The following is a 16,515-nucleotide window of genomic DNA, read 5'->3' as shown; positions in this document are numbered from 1 at the left end:
CGTACAGCTAATTTCAATCTAGCTTTTACGAAGTTTAAAGCAAGTGTTAATCATGTAACAAGATGTAAAAATAAATATTAATTTGTGAATATTGGCTGTTTTGAATGTTGTTATTTGATATGAAAGTTGTACATATAAATAGGCGTGCACAGATTTTAAAAATCATACAAATTTTATTAACTGGTTGATTTTATGTCTTAATTTTTATTTTAGAGACGTTAAGCTTTGGTATGAGTAACTGATACTTTCTAAGCCATAATGTTCTCCTCTCTCTGGCTTAAGAAAACACGTCCTGTGTCACGTGATGAACAAAATGCCATCCTGCCGTTACGCTTAAACAACGCGGAGGGAAGCGTGGGCAGGCTTGTCGTCGTTGTACGACACAACGCGCATAAATATTCTATAAAAAATTAAACCAGCCTGTGTAATGTGTATTTTTTCTGCAAATTACGACTTTGTGGTGACCTGATAAATAAAAATAAGCCACGCGGGTGAGATATTTAAAATGTTTCAGCGGACATACTCTTCACCGTAACGACGCGTTAACAAAAAAACGAGTCGTTTAACACGAAATACGAACAGGGTGTTTTCAGGTAGCCGGGTCCAGGGTGACAACATGAAAAACACATCGTTATTTTTGATGTTTACATTACTGGGTGTGCCTGGATTTGTAACCGCGGCTAATACTGATTTGGCGAATGCTGAATATAATTTTGCGGTTAATGAATTAAGTCGTTCATCATTAAATCAGGCAGCCATTATTGGTCAACAGGGCGTATTTAATGACGCTCAGATTCGCCAGGAAGGGTCGAAACTCTTGTCAGTCGTTTCCCAGGATGGTGCAGGCAACAGAGCGAGAGTTGATCAATCAGGGACTTACAATATTGCCTGGATCGATCAGAGCGGTAACGGGAACGATGCAGGTATTACGCAAGATGGATATGGTAACAGTGCAAAAATTATCCAGAAAGGGTCGGGTAATAGAGCAAATATTACGCAGTACGGTACGCAGAAAACCGCAGTTGTAGTGCAGAAACAGTCGCAGATGGCAATTCGCGTTATTCAACGCTAGTTATTTCGCGACGACTTTAATCAATCCGATGGGGGTTTACCATGAAATTTATCAAAGTGGCAGCACTTGCAGCAATCGTAGTTTCTGGTAGTGCTATGGCTGGTATGATTAACCAGGGCGGATGGGGTCATGGACATGGTCATGGCGGATACGGTGGCCCAAATTCAACCCTGAATATTTACCAGAATGGTGGCGGTAACTCCGCGCTGGCCCTGCAGACTGATGCCAGAAATTCAGTTCTGAATATTAGCCAGACCGGTGGTGGTAACGGCGCTGACGTTGGCCAGGGGTCTGACGACAGTAGCATTAACCTGACCCAGAACGGATTTGGCAACAGTGCGACACTTGATCAGTGGAACAGTAAAGATTCCGTGATGAATGTCAGCCAGTACGGTGGCCTTAACGGCGCACTGGTAGACCAGACGGCGTCTAACTCCACCGTCAACGTTACCCAGATTGGCTTTGGTAACCACGCGACAGCTCATCAGTACTGATACTGACATCTGTGCTACAAAAAACAGGGCTGATGCCCTGTTTTTTTTCGGGAGTTAATTATGAATACCTTAATTCTCCTCGCCGCGCTGTCGAGCCAGATAACCTTTCAAACCTCACAGCAGGGCAATATGACCACCATTATTCCGCAGGTCACGTTGACGGAATCGTGTGATTGTCAGGTCCAGATTGTTTCTTTGCGCGAAGGGCAGAGTGGACAAAGTTCATCCCGCCAGCAAAACACACTTTTTATCCCCGCTAATCAGGCGATTGATTTAATGCGCTTGAGTTTAAATATCTCTGCGGGAGACACGGTAACGATCGTGGTAACCGTCACTGATGGAAAAGCACTTCATTTATCACAACAGTGGTCGCCTGGAGGGCGCGCGCTCTAATAATTCATAATATCAATATGTTGCGAAGGTGGCGGGTCTGTGCCGTTGAGCTATGCTGTTATCAGGAACTGTGTCGTAATGTTCCGTAACGTGACACTTCGTTAACATAATGAAGCGCGTTTGCCCCTCATGGACGATTTTCATTGAGGAGTACCTATCGTGACCCACAATTTTGCACATCTTATTTCAGGTTTGGGCCTGCTCGTTTCTGCCTTTATCGTTCCTGCACATTCGGCCACTTTTGCGGAAGGGGGCGTCATTCACTTTCGCGGTGCAATCGTTGCTGACCCGTGTGAAGTCACGCAGCAACATCGGCAGCTGGCGGTATCGTGCCCGGATAAAAACCGTATGCAAACCCGTATGGTCAGTTACGACGATGCGCTGAACGGCATGACGACACCTTCCAGCCTGGCGACAGTGGATATGAAATACCTTAATCCTGAAAAAACGCTCGCAGTGGTTCAGATCCAGTACCGCTAATTCGTGTTTTACCGCCGATCGTTTTTCTCAATAACCCCTCTGCGATACACTTAAGAAAAAGGCGGGTAGCAGAGGGCTTTTATGAAACCGCAAATTGAAGTGATTCATGGCGATATTACGAGCCAGCATGTCGATGTCATCGTCAATGCGGCCAATCCTTCCCTGATGGGGGGAGGCGGGGTTGACGGTGCTATTCACCGCGCTGCCGGACCGCAGCTGCTGGAAGCCTGTAAAATCGTGCGTCAGCAACAGGGCGAATGCCCGCCGGGCCATGCGGTGATTACGCTTGCGGGCAACCTTCCGGCCAAAGCGGTGATTCACGCCGTTGGCCCAGTATGGCAGGGCGGCGACCACCATGAAGCGAGTCTGCTGGAAGAGGCATACCGAAACTGCCTACGGCTTGCCGCCGACAACGGTTACAAAACGATGGCGTTTCCGGCAATTAGTACCGGCGTGTATGGTTATCCCAAGGCGGCAGCGGCGACCATCGCGGTAGAAACCGTTTACCGCTACCTGTCGCTGAAACCGCTGCCAGAGAAGGTGACCTTTGTCTGTTTTGATGAAGACACCCTGCATCTGTATCAGCGGTTGTTGGCGCAGCGCAGACAAGCGCTGGAGAGTTGAAACAAACGTGGCGCACCGTCAGTGCGCCACGCTGCTCAGGCAGTTTTCGTCTGGGGCTTGCCTGAAAACAGGAAACGCAGGAGAGGGATCCGCAGATGGATCTCGTAGAGCACGATCGCCACGCCCACTACAAACACCAGTCCGGTAAAGAAGCCCAGCGTGTTAGAGGCGATATGCGGCGTGATGTAAGCCCCGAAGAACAGCGTCAACGGGTGATGCACCAGATAGATAAACAGTGAAGCATTGACGAAGTAGGTCACGCGGCTGGACTTAAAGTTCAGCAAGCGGTGGCCGAGTGCGAACACCACATTCACCATCCACAAGCCCAGCAGCATAGTGATCACGCTTTCCGTTTCATACATCCAGGCGTCGCCGCTACCGTAGCGCTGGTTCAGCAGATAGGCCGCAAACGCGAAGGCGGCACCCACTGCGCACCACGGTGACGGTGTGGTAAACAAGGCTTTAAGCTTCGGATAAATAAACGCCAGTGCGCCAATTAAAAAGAACGGAATGTAGAACAGCGACTGCATCACCACAAAATTAAACAACCCGTCGCTCAGTATCGGTGGGTAGACGATAAACAGAGTGCGTCTCACGGCGGCATAAGCAACGCCAAGCAGCAAAAAGAGCACCGACAGTTTGCCCAGCGTGACGTTGGCGAAGAAGGCGTCAGCGGTCGTGCTTAAATGACGGCGCAGACGGCTAAAGATCACCAGGCTGACCGTGGTCAGTACCACCAGTACCAGCAGGAACCAGAGGTGAGACACCAGTTCCCAGACCAGCGTATTGTATTTTTCATACAGCGTAAGATTCGGCCAGTTCTCTGCTTTGCCTTTAACATACTGCAGCATAATGAACTGCGGCAGCGTCAGCAGCGGGATGGCGGTCAACATAGGAATACCCACGCGCTCTACGCGGACTTTCCACCAGCGCTTCAGCGGATAGCGTAAAAAAAGCATGTAGGAGAAATAGCCTGAAATGACAAAAAACACCTGCATACGGAAGGCGTGAATAAAGTCATTAAACAGCGTGAGCCACCAGGAGGGCATCTGGCTATTAACATGCCACGTGTGGCTGGAGTAAATCAGTGAAATGTGAAAGGGGATCCCCAATAGCATCAGCCATGCCCGGATCGAGTCGAGGAAATATTCACGTTCTGTTGGTGATGTGCTCATATAACTTTGTGCATTCTCAGACTTTTCGTCTTATCCCTAAGACTCATAATGGTTACATTCGACGCCAACCCTACACCAAGACCGACACACTGTCTCCAGGATAAGCACGCAAAGTGAATCGCGGGTTCTTTCATTTGCTTAATCCATGAGCCAGTAGCTGAACAAAGCAGTGATTATGTTGTCGGATTGCCTGAGTTTCCATTAAAATGGATCGGATCGATATAAGCACACAAAGGGGGAAGTGCTTACTTATTATGAAACATAAACCACAGATGATGAAAATGCGTTGGGTGGGTGCTGCAGTCGTGTTATCACTGTATACCTCATCGGCACTGGCCTTTAACATCGACGATGTCGCAAAACAGGCAAAATCGATGGCAGGCAAGAGCTACGAAGCGCCGAAAAGTAACTTGCCCTCCGTTTTCCGCGACATGAAGTATGCGGACTATCAGCAGATCCAGTTCAATCACGATAAAGCGTACTGGAACAACATTAAAACCCCGTTCAAGCTTGAATTTTATCATCAGGGTATGTACTTCGACACGCCTGTTGCCATCAATGAAGTGACGGCGACCGCGGTACGTAAGATCAAGTACAGCCCGGATTACTTCAATTTTGGCAATGTGCAACACGACAAAGATACGGTGAAAGACCTGGGCTTCGCAGGCTTCAAGGTGCTTTACCCGATTAACAGCAAAGATAAAAACGACGAAATCGTCAGCATGCTTGGCGCCAGCTACTTCCGCGTGATTGGCGCGGGGCAGGTGTACGGGCTTTCTGCGCGTGGTCTGGCCATTGATACCGCGCTGCCATCAGGTGAAGAGTTTCCGCGTTTCCGCGAGTTCTGGATTGAACGTCCAAAACCAACGGACAAACGTCTGACTATTTATGCGCTGCTGGACTCCCCGCGCGCAACCGGTGCCTATCGCTTTGTGATTATGCCGGGTCGTGACACGGTCGTTGACGTGCAGTCTAAAGTCTATCTGCGTGACAAAGTGGGCAAACTGGGCGTTGCGCCGCTTACCAGTATGTTCCTGTTTGGGCCAAACCAGCCGTCGCCGGCAACCAACTTCCGCCCGGAACTGCATGACTCCAATGGTCTGTCTATTCATGCCGGTAACGGTGAGTGGATCTGGCGTCCGCTGAATAATCCGAAACATCTGGCAGTAAGCAGCTTTGCGATGGAAAACCCGCAGGGCTTTGGCCTGCTGCAGCGTGGCCGTCAGTTCTCTCGCTTCGAAGATTTGGACGATCGTTATGACCTGCGCCCAAGCGCTTGGGTTACGCCGAAAGGCGACTGGGGTAAAGGCAAGGTAGAGCTGGTTGAAATTCCAACCAACGACGAAACCAACGATAACATCGTCGCTTACTGGACGCCGGATCAACTGCCGGAAGTCGGCAAAGAGATGAACTTCAAGTACACCATTACCTTCAGCCGCGACGAAGATAAGCTGCATGCGCCGGATAACGCGTATGTGATGCAGACTCGCCGCTCAACGGGTGATGTGAAGCAGTCTAACCTTATCCGTCAGCCTGACGGTACCGTGGCGTTTGTCGTGGACTTCACAGGCCAGGATATGAAGAAACTGTCTCCGGATACGGCGGTGTCGGCTCAGGCCAGCATTGGTGATAACGGTGAAATCGTTGAAAACACGGTGCGTTACAATCCGGTAACCAAAGGCTGGCGTCTGACCCTGCGCGTGAAAGTGAAAGATCCGAAACAGACCACTGAAATGCGTGCTGCGCTGGTCAGTGACGATCAGCCGCTGAGTGAAACCTGGAGCTATCAGCTACCTGCCAATGAATAATACATCTGAATATATTGATGCCATGCCGCTGACGGATATCGAAAAAGCGGCGCTGCCTAAGAGCGACATCCGCGCGGTTCACACCGCGCTGGATGGTGAACATCGTCAGTTTTCCCGTGATGATGATACGCCGCTGGGGTCAGTAAAAGCGCGTCTGGAGCAGGCATGGCCAGACTCGCTGGCAGAAGGGCAGTTGATTAAAGACGACGAAGGACGCGATCAGCTTCAGGCGATGCCGAAGGCGACGCGTTCCTCTATGTTCCCCGATCCATGGCGCACCAACCCGGTTGGCCGCTTCTGGGATCGCCTGCGTGGGCGTGATGTGACGCCGCGCTATCTGTCACGCCTGACGAAAGAAGAGCAGGCCTCTGAGCAGAAATGGCGTACCGTAGGGACTATTCGCCGTTACATCCTGCTGCTTCTGACGCTGGCACAAACGGTTGTCGCGACCTGGTACATGAAAACCATTCTGCCTTACCAGGGCTGGGCGTTTATTAACCCAACGGACATGATGGGCCAGGATCTCTGGGTCTCCTTCATGCAGCTACTGCCTTATATCCTGCAAAGCGGCATCCTCCTGCTGTTTGCAGTTCTGTTCTGCTGGGTTTCGGCCGGTTTTTGGACCGCGCTAATGGGCTTCCTGCAATTGCTGATGGGGCGGGACAAATACAGCATTTCAGCGTCAACGGTCGGGGATGAACCCCTCAATCCTGAGCACCGTACCGCGCTGATCATGCCTATTTGTAACGAAGACGTTGACCGCGTATTTGCGGGCCTGCGTGCGACCTGGGAGTCCGTCAAGGCGACCGGCAACGCGGCGCATTTCGACGTCTATATCCTGAGCGACAGTTACAACCCGGATATCTGCGTTGCAGAACAAAAAGCGTGGATGGAGCTGATTGCAGAAGTACAGGGCGAAGGTCAGATCTTCTACCGTCGTCGTCGCCGTCGTGTGAAGCGTAAAAGCGGTAACATCGATGACTTCTGCCGTCGCTGGGGTAACCAGTACAGCTACATGGTGGTGCTGGATGCGGACTCCGTCATGAGCGGTGACTGCCTGAGCGGTCTGGTGCGTCTGATGGAAGCCAACCCGAACGCGGGGATCATTCAGTCTTCGCCAAAAGCGTCCGGTATGGACACGCTTTATGCGCGCTGCCAGCAGTTTGCCACCCGTGTTTACGGGCCGCTGTTTACTGCCGGTCTGCACTTCTGGCAGTTGGGTGAATCGCACTACTGGGGTCACAACGCCATTATTCGCGTGAAGCCGTTCATTGAACACTGTGCGCTGGCGCCGCTGCCAGGTGAGGGTTCGTTTGCCGGTTCTATTCTGTCGCATGACTTCGTGGAAGCTGCGCTGATGCGTCGTGCGGGCTGGGGCGTCTGGATTGCCTACGACCTCCCGGGATCGTACGAAGAGCTGCCGCCAAACCTGCTGGATGAGCTCAAGCGTGACCGCCGCTGGTGTCACGGCAACCTGATGAACTTCCGCCTGTTCCTTGTCAAAGGGATGCACCCGGTTCACCGCGCGGTGTTCCTGACGGGCGTGATGTCTTATCTCTCTGCACCGCTGTGGTTCATGTTCCTTGCGCTCTCTACTGCATTGCAGGTCGTCCATGCTTTGACGGAGCCGCAATACTTCCTGCAACCGCGCCAGCTGTTCCCGGTGTGGCCGCAGTGGCGTCCGGAGCTGGCAATTGCGCTGTTTGCGTCTACCATGGTGCTGCTGTTCCTGCCTAAGCTGCTCAGTATCATCCTGATCTGGTGCAAAGGTTCGAAAGAGTACGGCGGTTTCTTCCGCGTGACCCTTTCACTGCTGCTGGAAGTGCTGTTCTCTGTGCTGCTGGCACCGGTGCGTATGCTGTTCCACACCGTGTTTGTGGTCAGTGCGTTCCTGGGCTGGGAAGTGGTCTGGAACTCACCGCAGCGTGATGACGACTCCACGCCGTGGGGCGAAGCCTTCATGCGTCACGGTTCTCAGCTGCTGCTGGGGCTGGTGTGGGCGGCGGGCATGGCCTGGCTGGATCTGCGCTTCCTGTTCTGGCTGGCGCCGATTGTCTTCTCGCTGATCCTGTCGCCGTTCGTCTCTGTGATCTCCAGCCGTTCAACGGTGGGACTGCGGACTAAACGCTGGAAACTGTTCCTGATCCCGGAAGAGTACTCCCCGCCGAAGGTGCTGGTGGATACCGATACCTATCTGGAGCAGAACCGCAATCGCACGCTGGATGATGGCTTTATGCACGCCGTGTTTAACCCGTCATTTAACGCCCTGGCAACAGCCATGGCGACGGCGCGTCACCGTGCAAGTCATGTGCTGGAGATTGCCCGCGATCGTCACGTTGAGCAGGCGCTTAACGAGACGCCGGAAAAACTCAACCGCGACCGTCGTCTGGTGCTGCTGAGCGATCCGGTCACGATGGCAAGGCTTCACTATCGCGTATGGTCCGCTCCCGAAAAGTATTCTTCGTGGGTGAACTACTACAAAGACGTGAAGCTGAATCCGCTTGCACTGAAGGCGAAGTAAGTTGTTAACCAGGGCGGGTAAGCGTAGCGCCACCCGCCAGATAAAAATACCGGCTTAATCGCCGGTATTTTTTTAGAGGTAACTTATGAGAATAATCATCGTCGTCCTGATGGCATGCCTGCTTAGCGGCTGCGGCAGCATCATCAGCCGCACTATTCCAGGGCAGGGCCATGGGAATCAGTATTACCCGGGTGTGAAATGGGATGTGCGTGATTCCGCGTGGCGCTACCTGACCGTGCTCGATCTGCCGTTTTCGCTGATTTTCGACACGCTGTTGCTGCCCATCGATGCCAGCCACGGCCCGTACGAGTAGCGTAAATCAACGCTCGTCCCACTCATCGGCTGCGGTTTGACCTTCTTCCGTATCCAGCGGGGGTTCGAGCTGAAATTCGCCCTCATCCCACTCGTGCAGGGTGTTCTCTTCCAGCCACTCCTGCCGTAACTCGATTTCGTCATAATCACCATCAAAGACGGCCTGCGCGCCTTCACCGCTCAGGACCGGCAAACATTCCCCTTCTTCACCTTCATCAGCAAAGAATTCGGCCTGCCACATAATATCCCCGTCCTGCAGAACGTATTTTTGGATATTAAGTTGTTGCACGTCAGCATCTTCTTCCTCAACACCGGGATTGTCGGCGAGGAACTCTTCGCGAGCGGCATCAATAGCTTCTTCCAGCGTGGCGTACATGGTCATTGGTGTCTCCCTGTTTTCCAGAAGGTTTCAGGGAAAGAATAGCTGAAGATCGGATTCTGCAAGTATGAATGCGAAAATAAGCCGTCAGGCTTTCGCCTTATTCTGTCGCGGGGCGTAACGCGCGGGATAAACTGAACCACGAATACATCGCGTTGAACAACACCACGCCCGCCGTCACGATAAAGACGGCGCGGAAACCAAAGCTGGCGGATATACCTGCACCGAGAAGCGGTCCGGTCACGTTACCAATATCGCGAAATGACTGGTTATAGCTAAAAATACGCCCCGCAATCTGGTTCGTGGAGTTGTAAACCAGCAGGGTCTGTACGGCGGGCAGTAACGCCCCGTCGGCGGCGCCCAGTAAAAAGCGCAGAACCCCCAGTTGCCACGGAGAGTGCACCATCGACATGGGGACAAGCAGCAGGACGGAGATCACCAGCGCGCAGATCAGAATTTTTTCCGGGCCCACCCGATCCCCCAGCTTGCCCAGCCTCGGGGCGCTAAGCAGCGCCGCCACGCCGGGCACGGAGGCAATCAGCCCGCTGATAAAGGCGATGTTACTGACATCACCCGCCAGGTCACGCACGTAGAGCGTCAGAATTGGCGCAATCGAGCCGGTAGCGACCTGAATAATCATTGTCGTGACGAACAGGCTCAGCACCAGTCTGGGATTCTTAAGCGAGGTCAGCACGTCTCTGGCATGGAGCATCTCTTTTTTGGCGACAGGCGTGAAGTTCTCACGGATACAGAGCAGAGTGACGATAAAGCACAGGAACAGCACGCTGGCGGTGATGAAAAAGACCGGGCGCAGGCCGTAATTATCCGCCAGCAGTCCTCCGGCCAGTGGCCCCAGCAAGGCGCCACTTACGCCACCGGTGGAGAGCGTCCCAAGCGCCCAGCCGCTCTTATGGCGCGGAATTTGCGTGGCAATCAGGGCATTCGCATTGGGAATAAATCCGCCCAGTAAACCCAACAATGCCCGCAATACCAGGAACTGCCAGACGTTTTGCGCGACCCCCATCAGCGCCATGATGATGGCCATCCCCAGCGCAGAACGTAGCAGCATAATTTTTCGCCCCTTGCGATCGGCAAGGCCACCCCAGAAGGGGGAGGCAATCGCGGAGAAGAGAAACGTAATGCTGAAGACCAGTCCAGACCACATATTGAGCGCGCTGTGGCCCGTCACGCCCAGTTGTTCGACGTAGAGCGGCAGGAAAGGCATAACCAGGCTAAACGCCGCACCGGTAAGAAAACAGCCAAGCCACGCAACCGTGAGGTTACGTTTCCAGTTTATGGGGGCATCTGAGGGTGACATAACATTCCGCATAATGAGGTGCTGAGCATCTGAGGCATAAAGTAATAAGCCTGCTAATTATGCGCCTGGGTTATGATTGCCGCAATGCGGAAGCGCTTTTAAAGCTAAAACAGGAGGCGGCCCGAATGGGGCCGCATGAGGATCAATAGCGGGACGGTGTGCCCTGTGGTCGCGTTTTAAAGCGGCGATGCAGCCACATATACTGCTCAGGGGCCAGCATGATGCACTTCTCTACAACGCTGTTCATCCAGCGCGCGGTGGTTTCTGCATCGTCTAACGGCGGCGCGAGCTCCGGTTCGAGCATCATCAGCTCGTAGCCTGAGCCATCCGGCATACGGCGGGGAACAAAGGGGACGATGGCGGCTTTGGACATCCGTGCCAGCATCCAGGTGCCGGTGGTGGTGGCCGCCTCTTCAACGGCGAAGAACGGCACAAATACGCTCGACTGCGGACCGTAGTCGTGGTCGGGAGCATACCAGACCACTTCACCGGATTTAAGGGCGCGGATCATGCCCTTCAGATCCTTACGGTCGATCATGCTTTTATTGGAGCGCATGCGGCCGTTGGTCTGAATGAGATCGATAACCGGGTTGTCGTTTGGACGATAAACACCGATGCCGGGCGCCTGCATGCCAAACATCCGCGCCCCGATCTCCAGCGTCAGAAAATGAACCCCGATCAGCAGAACGCCGGTCTGGTTAGCCTGAAGCGTATGCACGGGCTCCATGCCGGTTCCCGTCACTTTGCTCCAGCGCGCCATGCGCTTATCTGACCAGAACCACGCCATACCGGTTTCCATGAGCCCCATACCGACGGATTCGAAATTCTTCGTGACCATATCGTGGCGCTCTGCCTCGCTCATCTGCGGGAAGCACAGCTCAAGATTTCGGTACGCGATGCGCGCCCGACGCTTCATGAACGTTAGCGCGATTCGGCCTAACGATTTACCTAACCGGAAGATAACAGGGTAGGGAAGCTGTACCAGTAGCCATAAAAAGCCAATGCCAAGCCAGGTCATCCAATAGCGAGGGTGCAAAAGGGCGACGGTAAATTTGGGTAACTGGGTCATGTCTTTCCTGTGTTCAAACGTCCTGTTTCGCTATTGTCGCATTTTTTGAGACGTTGCCAAAATATCTGCCAACGAAACCTGTACGACGAGAGCAATTGTTAAACCTGATTAATCAGGGTGTGTGAAATGTAGCGTAAATTGTGTGGATGTAAATTGGTTTTGTTTGCTATATGATGCCGACCGATTTTTCATTCTCTCTAACGATTCCAGGACTGTACACCATGCCAGTGTTACACAACCGCGTGTCGAATGAGATGTTAAGAGCGCGTATGTTGGCTGAAACCGAACCGCGCACAACCATCTCTTTCTATAAATACTTCACGATCGACGATCCGCAGGCGACCCGCGATGCACTTTACCAGGCCTTCACGGCGCTGAACGTTTTCGGGCGCGTCTACCTTGCCCGCGAAGGCATCAACGCGCAGATTAGCGTACCGGAAAGCAAAGTCAGCGCCTTCCGCGACGTTCTTTATCGCTTCGACCCCGCCCTCGACGGCTTACGCCTGAACATTGCCCTGGACGATGACGGGAAATCCTTCTGGGTGCTGCGCATGAAGGTGCGTGAACGCATTGTGGCGGACGGTATTGACGATCCTGAATTTAACCCGGCGAACGTCGGTGAATATCTGAAGGCAGCGGAAGTGAATGCGATGCTGGACGATCCGGATGCCGTGTTCATTGATATGCGTAACCACTATGAATACGAAGTGGGGCATTTCGAGAACGCGATGGAAATCCCGGCCGACACCTTCCGCGAGCAACTGCCCAAGGCGGTTGAGATGATGCAGGAACATAAAGATAAAAAAATCGTTATGTACTGCACCGGCGGCATCCGCTGCGAGAAGGCCAGCGCGTGGATGAAGCACAACGGCTTTAATAAGGTCTGGCACATTGAAGGCGGCATTATCGAGTACGCCCGCCGCGCGCGCGAGCAGGGTTTACCGGTGCGTTTTATCGGGAAAAACTTTGTCTTTGACGAGCGTATGGGTGAGCGTATTTCGGAAGACGTTATTGCCCAGTGCCACCAGTGCGGTGCGCCGTGCGATACCCATACCAACTGTAAAAACGACGGTTGCCATCTACTGTTCATCCAGTGCCCTGCCTGTGCCGAGAAGTTTAACGGTTGCTGCAGTGAACTGTGCAGTGAAGAGAGTATTCTGCCGGAAGAAGAGCAGCGTCGGCGTCGTGCGGGACGAGAAAACGGCAATAAGATTTTTAATAAATCACGCGGCCGTCTGAATACCAAACTGGGTATTCCCGACCCGGAATGATAATAACGCCCGGCAGGCGAGATCCTGCCGGGCGAATCTATTATGACTTCTGCTGCACACCTTCAACAGAAATAACCAGCTCAACATCCTGAGACGCCGGACCCAAATCCGTTGTGATATTGAAATCTTTCAGGTGAATTTTTCCTGCCGCTTCAAAACCTGCGCGTTTACCCCCCCACGGATCGTCACCCTGGCCGATCAATTTTGCATCCAGAGTCACGGGTTTCGTAACGCCATTCAGGGTAAGATTACCGGTAATATTCAACTTATCACCGTCTTTTTTCACGTCCGTAGAGGTGAAAGTCGCTTTCGGGAATTTAGTGACGTTCAGGAACTCTGCGCTGCGCAGGTGTTTATCGCGCTCAGCATGATTGGTGTCAACGCTGTTGGTATTAATGGTCACATTGACTTTATCCGCCGCAGGATTTTTCTCGTCAAAGGTGAATGTGCCGTCAAAATCTTTAAAGGTACCGTACAGCCAGCTGTATCCCAGATGCTGAATACGGAAATTGACGAACGCGTGCTGGCCCTCTTTATCAATTTTATAATCCGCCGCCACGGCGGAACCGGTGGTGAATAACAGAGAGCCCAGTGCGATACCCAGCAGGTGTTTTTTCATTTTATACTCCAGAGTCAACTGACGAGCGGCCAAGCATGCGCTTGAGCGTATCGTCTTTATCAATAAAGTGGTGTTTAAGGGCGGCAAGTCCGTGCAGCACGGACAGGATCACCACGCTCCAGGCAAGCCAGAGGTGGACCACCCCCGCCGTGTCGGCCTGAACCCCAGCATCACTGAGCGTTGCTGGCACCTCGAACAGACCAAAAACGCTGATCGGCTTGCCGTCTGCCGTCGAAATGAGATAGCCGCTGATCAGAATGGCGAAGAGCAGCGCATAAAGCGCAATATGCGCGGCGACAGCACTGAAACGGGTCAATTTACTGTGGGTCTTCGGTGCTGCAGGTGGCGGGGAGATATGTCGCCATATCACGCGGAAAATCAGCCCCAGCATCAGCAAAACGCCGATGCTTTTATGCAACTCTGGCGCCTGGTGATACCAGCCGTCGTAATAGCTGAGCGTGACCATCCAGAGTCCAAGTCCGAACATGCCATAGACGGCAATGGCAAATATCCAGTGCAAACTTATGGATATTATTCCGTAGCGCCGGGAGGAGTTACGCAATTGCATCAGAATGTCCATTTTCAAATTAACCGAAACGTAAAAATGAACGGGAAGGCAAGATATTGCAACTGAAATAAGAGTATATGGATTTTTATTTTATTTATTTCAGCAATTTTGAAAAGGAACCGCAAAGGTAATTCAAAGGCTTCGTGCAAGGCGGAATAAGCAGGGGGAAAGAGATTAAATAAACATAAAGTAACGTCAATAAATGTCAGTCAACGCTTTCAATAAAATACAATGTAAATAAAATCAACGATCGCAAGCAGCGCCCACAGTAAGATATAGAGCATAAAATGTTCGCGAATATTATTGACGAGAAAACTCACGATCCTGCGCATAATGCCCCATGATTCACCGTAAAGAAAACGGGCCCCGAACTGTCCGGAGCCCATAGCGATTATCCGTTAAAACGCGCGAGTGAGAAGGGCGTCAGATCAAACTGAGGCGTGATACCCTGAGCAAATTGCGCGGCGATTTCACCCAGCACGGAAGCGAACTTAAATCCGTGTCCGCTCAGCCCGGTAATGAGCAGGGTGTTGTCATGTCCTGGCAGCGTATCAATGATAAAGTCTTCATCCGGCGTGTTGTCGTAGGTGCAGGCCGCGCCGTAGAGCAGGCCACCCACGCCCGGGAGAATATTGCGCAGGAACGAGAAGGCTTCTGAACCATCCTGCGGACAAGCACCAAACGGTTTACGCTCGTCAGGTGAGGAGATAATTTGCCCCCCGTTGTGTTTTCCAATCTTGAGCGCGTCTTTTTCGGAAGGGAAACCGTAGAACTGATCGCCATTGGGCAATTCGCCAGTGAACGCCGGGAATTTATTCTGGGCACTGTAGCGACCATCCGACTGGAACCACGAAAAGACCTTACGCACGGGCTGGATCGGCAGGTCTGGCAGCAGGCGGGTGACCCAGGTTCCTGCGCTGATAAGCAAACGAGACGCCGAATATTCACCGTCCAGAGTCGTTACCGTCACGCCATCTGCGTTATGCGTGATGGCCTCCACCGGACAGTTAAACAGCTGCGCACAGCCCGCTTTGGCGGCAAGGTCGATCCAGGTTTTGATGGCGGTTTCACAGTGCAACACCCCGGAGTTGGCTTCAAAGAGGCCAATATAATCGTCCGGGACGGTAATTTCTGGCCAGCGCGCGGTGATAGCCGGCGCGTCCAGCTTCTCAACCTCCAGATTAAAGGCCTTTGCGCTGCGTTCCACATTAGCCAGAAATTCCGAACGGGCCGGGCCAAGATTGATGACGCCCGTACGTTCGAAAATGCGCTCTTCAGTCTCTTTAGCCAGCGCGTCCCACAGCGTCTGGGCACGAATCACCAGCGGAACATAGCGTTCCCCCTCGCCATAGGCATGGCGAATGAGACGAGTGTCGCCGTGGTGGCTACCTTCGCTATGGGGCGGCAGGTGAGAGTCAATCATCAGGACATTGAGTCCTGCCTGTGTCGCGTAATACCCGGCGGCCGATCCTACGGAGCCACTGCCAATAATGATTAGGTCATATCTCATATGCATCTCGTCACGTACGTTTTTTTTAGCAGAGTAATTAACAAAGCGGGTGCAAACAAGCGGGAAATAAATAAGGCACCGCGTGGGTGCCTGTTGAAAGAAAAGTGAGCATTCGGTTAGTGCCGTTTATACTCATTTTCCTGATAGTCGCCAGATTCTATTTTTGCAATTCCTGCCTCTAAAATAGAAATAAACTGACGGGCGACGTCTGTCGTAAGCCACAGCGTCTGTCCAACTTCCGCTTCTTCACGGTTCAGCTGATTTGGGGTCTGGTAGTGCAAACGCAGCATCAGTGCATCGTAGCTGTCTACGGTACTGATATCCCAGCCAACGAGTGGGTGGGTCTGGATGACTTCGCTATTCTTTTCCATTATAACCCCCATAATGCGTGTTAGAAGACAACGACTTCGAGGTTCAATGCATGTTTTTCTGAAAGCAACTTCAGTATACAAGTAATAAGGGTTCCTAAGGGAAAAATAAACAGCTAGCAACACATTTTTCTGCTTTTTAGGATTGTTCGAGCAATAAAACACCATCTTGTTCACGATTTTTAAAGAAGTTGCCGAATTATTTTGAACTTTCTGGAATTTCAGGCAAAAAAAAAGCCGGGGCGACCCGGCAAAAAACACAATGAGGGAGCAGTGTTAATCTGTGATGAACCAGTCGTCAGCGCTCTCCCACGTTTCCTGCAGGATTTCGCTGATGCGATCTTTATCTTCTTTTGCACCGCCAATGACGGAAAGGTTGTTCGCCGCGGCGTAACGAACAGTGACGGCGCCTGCATTGTCGGGGAAGGTGTTATGAATACGACGGGATAATTCGCCTGCCAGTGCGTCAAGCGCGCCAGCAGGCAGAACGGTAGTTTTGGCTATGGTGACTTCAATACGCATAAATGCCCCCTG

General features: G+C 52.3%; 19 protein-coding genes. 9 read left to right on the top strand and 10 right to left on the bottom strand.

The features are described from left to right. Nucleotides 1–616 precede the first annotated feature (616 nt). From csgB to ymdB, 5 genes are all read left to right on the top strand, one after another. Complete coding sequence (gene csgB / locus ACOTY9_RS08325; RefSeq protein WP_014883335.1) at nucleotides 617–1,072, top strand: curli minor subunit CsgB; 456 nt, start codon at nucleotides 617–619, stop codon at nucleotides 1,070–1,072. 41 nt (nucleotides 1,073–1,113) lie between these two features. After that, nucleotides 1,114–1,566, top strand: a complete 453-nt coding sequence (gene csgA / locus ACOTY9_RS08320; RefSeq protein ID WP_014883336.1) for a curli major subunit CsgA — start codon at nucleotides 1,114–1,116, stop codon at nucleotides 1,564–1,566. 60 nt (nucleotides 1,567–1,626) lie between these two features. Next, nucleotides 1,627–1,959 carry a curli assembly chaperone CsgC gene (csgC, locus tag ACOTY9_RS08315; RefSeq protein WP_023337081.1) on the top strand — a complete coding sequence of 111 codons (333 nt, stop codon included), beginning with the start codon at nucleotides 1,627–1,629 and terminating at the stop codon, nucleotides 1,957–1,959. Nucleotides 1,960–2,118: 159 nt separating this feature from the next. Beyond that, the gene (locus ACOTY9_RS08310; protein ID WP_014883338.1) at nucleotides 2,119–2,439 is read left to right on the top strand and encodes a hypothetical protein; all 321 of its coding nucleotides are present in this window, start codon (nucleotides 2,119–2,121) and stop codon (nucleotides 2,437–2,439) included. An 81-nt stretch (nucleotides 2,440–2,520) separates the two neighbouring features. Further along, the gene (gene ymdB, locus ACOTY9_RS08305) at nucleotides 2,521–3,063 is read left to right on the top strand and encodes an O-acetyl-ADP-ribose deacetylase (protein WP_032637007.1); all 543 of its coding nucleotides are present in this window, start codon (nucleotides 2,521–2,523) and stop codon (nucleotides 3,061–3,063) included. Between the two features lie 35 nt (nucleotides 3,064–3,098). Here the strand turns inward: ymdB and mdoC are convergent, their stop codons facing one another. Continuing rightward, nucleotides 3,099–4,238 carry a glucans biosynthesis protein MdoC gene (mdoC, locus tag ACOTY9_RS08300; protein ID WP_023337083.1) on the bottom strand — a complete coding sequence of 380 codons (1,140 nt, stop codon included), beginning with the start codon at nucleotides 4,236–4,238 and terminating at the stop codon, nucleotides 3,099–3,101. 254 nt (nucleotides 4,239–4,492) lie between these two features. On the opposite strand from mdoC, the gene mdoG reads away from it, so the two are divergent. The 3 genes from mdoG (at nucleotide 4,493) to ACOTY9_RS08285 (ending at nucleotide 8,880) form a co-directional block, all read left to right on the top strand. Then, entirely contained in the window at nucleotides 4,493–6,046 is a 1,554-nt protein-coding gene (gene mdoG / locus ACOTY9_RS08295; RefSeq protein WP_348565636.1) for a glucans biosynthesis protein MdoG, read from the top strand. Further along, on the top strand, nucleotides 6,039–8,567 hold the full coding sequence (mdoH, locus tag ACOTY9_RS08290) for a glucans biosynthesis glucosyltransferase MdoH (RefSeq protein ID WP_023338244.1): 2,529 nt from the start codon (nucleotides 6,039–6,041) through the stop codon (nucleotides 8,565–8,567). Before mdoG ends, mdoH begins: the two co-directional genes overlap by 8 nt. 85 nt (nucleotides 8,568–8,652) lie before the next feature. Then, on the top strand, nucleotides 8,653–8,880 hold the full coding sequence (locus ACOTY9_RS08285) for a YceK/YidQ family lipoprotein (protein WP_014883343.1): 228 nt from the start codon (nucleotides 8,653–8,655) through the stop codon (nucleotides 8,878–8,880). Nucleotides 8,881–8,886: 6 nt separating this feature from the next. Here ACOTY9_RS08285 and ACOTY9_RS08280 read toward each other — a convergent pair whose 3' ends face one another. The 3 genes from ACOTY9_RS08280 to ACOTY9_RS08270 form a co-directional block, all read right to left on the bottom strand. Further along, on the bottom strand, nucleotides 8,887–9,261 hold the full coding sequence (locus tag ACOTY9_RS08280) for a MysB family protein (protein WP_008500834.1): 375 nt from the start codon (nucleotides 9,259–9,261) through the stop codon (nucleotides 8,887–8,889). A 97-nt stretch (nucleotides 9,262–9,358) separates the two neighbouring features. Further along, nucleotides 9,359–10,576: a multidrug efflux MFS transporter MdtG gene (gene mdtG / locus ACOTY9_RS08275; RefSeq protein ID WP_063434638.1), complete on the bottom strand. Its 1,218-nt coding sequence runs from the start codon at nucleotides 10,574–10,576 to the stop codon at nucleotides 9,359–9,361. Between the two features lie 142 nt (nucleotides 10,577–10,718). Further along, the gene (locus tag ACOTY9_RS08270) at nucleotides 10,719–11,645 is read right to left on the bottom strand and encodes a Kdo(2)-lipid IV(A) acyltransferase (RefSeq protein WP_023332678.1); all 927 of its coding nucleotides are present in this window, start codon (nucleotides 11,643–11,645) and stop codon (nucleotides 10,719–10,721) included. A 221-nt stretch (nucleotides 11,646–11,866) separates the two neighbouring features. Here ACOTY9_RS08270 and ACOTY9_RS08265 point away from each other — a divergent pair, with 221 nt between their 5' ends. Continuing rightward, nucleotides 11,867–12,916 carry a rhodanese-related sulfurtransferase gene (locus ACOTY9_RS08265; protein ID WP_058689768.1) on the top strand — a complete coding sequence of 350 codons (1,050 nt, stop codon included), beginning with the start codon at nucleotides 11,867–11,869 and terminating at the stop codon, nucleotides 12,914–12,916. Nucleotides 12,917–12,956: 40 nt separating this feature from the next. Here the strand turns inward: ACOTY9_RS08265 and ACOTY9_RS08260 are convergent, their stop codons facing one another. From ACOTY9_RS08260 to dinI, 6 genes are all read right to left on the bottom strand, one after another. Beyond that, on the bottom strand, nucleotides 12,957–13,535 hold the full coding sequence (locus tag ACOTY9_RS08260) for a YceI family protein (protein ID WP_014883347.1): 579 nt from the start codon (nucleotides 13,533–13,535) through the stop codon (nucleotides 12,957–12,959). Between the two features lies 1 nt (nucleotide 13,536). Continuing rightward, a complete protein-coding gene (locus ACOTY9_RS08255; RefSeq protein WP_014883348.1) occupies nucleotides 13,537–14,103 on the bottom strand; it encodes a cytochrome b in 567 nt (188 codons plus the stop codon). A 218-nt stretch (nucleotides 14,104–14,321) separates the two neighbouring features. Beyond that, nucleotides 14,322–14,435 (bottom strand): YceO family protein, encoded by a 114-nt coding sequence (locus ACOTY9_RS08250; RefSeq protein WP_014883349.1) that lies wholly within the window; start codon nucleotides 14,433–14,435, stop codon nucleotides 14,322–14,324. A gap of 59 nt (nucleotides 14,436–14,494) precedes the next feature. Next, the gene (solA, locus tag ACOTY9_RS08245) at nucleotides 14,495–15,613 is read right to left on the bottom strand and encodes an N-methyl-L-tryptophan oxidase (protein ID WP_348565635.1); all 1,119 of its coding nucleotides are present in this window, start codon (nucleotides 15,611–15,613) and stop codon (nucleotides 14,495–14,497) included. Between the two features lie 116 nt (nucleotides 15,614–15,729). Further along, nucleotides 15,730–15,984 (bottom strand): biofilm formation regulator BssS, encoded by a 255-nt coding sequence (bssS, locus tag ACOTY9_RS08240; protein WP_008500827.1) that lies wholly within the window; start codon nucleotides 15,982–15,984, stop codon nucleotides 15,730–15,732. A 273-nt stretch (nucleotides 15,985–16,257) separates the two neighbouring features. Further along, complete coding sequence (dinI, locus tag ACOTY9_RS08235; protein ID WP_014883351.1) at nucleotides 16,258–16,503, bottom strand: DNA damage-inducible protein I; 246 nt, start codon at nucleotides 16,501–16,503, stop codon at nucleotides 16,258–16,260. Nucleotides 16,504–16,515: the final 12 nt, after the last annotated feature.

The organism is Enterobacter cloacae complex sp. SHL012 (assembly GCF_049237505.1).
Taxonomy (GTDB): Bacteria; Pseudomonadota; Gammaproteobacteria; order Enterobacterales; family Enterobacteriaceae; genus Enterobacter; species Enterobacter kobei.
Note: the sequence above shows the minus strand (reverse complement) of the source record. Positions and strands in the feature narration are given on the sequence as shown.

Excerpts from the sequence above, each read along its gene's own strand:
- solA (WP_348565635.1), bottom strand. The coding sequence starts at position 15,613 with ATGAGATATGACCTAATCATTATTGGCAGTGGCTCCGTAGGATCGGCC.
- csgA (WP_014883336.1), top strand. The coding sequence starts at position 1,114 with ATGAAATTTATCAAAGTGGCAGCACTTGCAGCAATCGTAGTTTCTGGT.
- csgB (WP_014883335.1), top strand. The coding sequence starts at position 617 with ATGAAAAACACATCGTTATTTTTGATGTTTACATTACTGGGTGTGCCT.
- mdtG (WP_063434638.1), bottom strand. The coding sequence starts at position 10,576 with ATGTCACCCTCAGATGCCCCCATAAACTGGAAACGTAACCTCACGGTT.
- ACOTY9_RS08255 (WP_014883348.1), bottom strand. The coding sequence starts at position 14,103 with ATGCAATTGCGTAACTCCTCCCGGCGCTACGGAATAATATCCATAAGT.
- ACOTY9_RS08280 (WP_008500834.1), bottom strand. The coding sequence starts at position 9,261 with ATGACCATGTACGCCACGCTGGAAGAAGCTATTGATGCCGCTCGCGAA.
- ACOTY9_RS08250 (WP_014883349.1), bottom strand. The coding sequence starts at position 14,435 with ATGCGCAGGATCGTGAGTTTTCTCGTCAATAATATTCGCGAACATTTT.
- mdoH (WP_023338244.1), top strand. The coding sequence starts at position 6,039 with ATGAATAATACATCTGAATATATTGATGCCATGCCGCTGACGGATATC.
- ACOTY9_RS08260 (WP_014883347.1), bottom strand. The coding sequence starts at position 13,535 with ATGAAAAAACACCTGCTGGGTATCGCACTGGGCTCTCTGTTATTCACC.
- csgC (WP_023337081.1), top strand. The coding sequence starts at position 1,627 with ATGAATACCTTAATTCTCCTCGCCGCGCTGTCGAGCCAGATAACCTTT.
- ACOTY9_RS08285 (WP_014883343.1), top strand. The coding sequence starts at position 8,653 with ATGAGAATAATCATCGTCGTCCTGATGGCATGCCTGCTTAGCGGCTGC.
- mdoC (WP_023337083.1), bottom strand. The coding sequence starts at position 4,238 with ATGAGCACATCACCAACAGAACGTGAATATTTCCTCGACTCGATCCGG.
- ymdB (WP_032637007.1), top strand. The coding sequence starts at position 2,521 with ATGAAACCGCAAATTGAAGTGATTCATGGCGATATTACGAGCCAGCAT.
- ACOTY9_RS08265 (WP_058689768.1), top strand. The coding sequence starts at position 11,867 with ATGCCAGTGTTACACAACCGCGTGTCGAATGAGATGTTAAGAGCGCGT.
- bssS (WP_008500827.1), bottom strand. The coding sequence starts at position 15,984 with ATGGAAAAGAATAGCGAAGTCATCCAGACCCACCCACTCGTTGGCTGG.
- ACOTY9_RS08270 (WP_023332678.1), bottom strand. The coding sequence starts at position 11,645 with ATGACCCAGTTACCCAAATTTACCGTCGCCCTTTTGCACCCTCGCTAT.
- mdoG (WP_348565636.1), top strand. The coding sequence starts at position 4,493 with ATGAAACATAAACCACAGATGATGAAAATGCGTTGGGTGGGTGCTGCA.
- dinI (WP_014883351.1), bottom strand. The coding sequence starts at position 16,503 with ATGCGTATTGAAGTCACCATAGCCAAAACTACCGTTCTGCCTGCTGGC.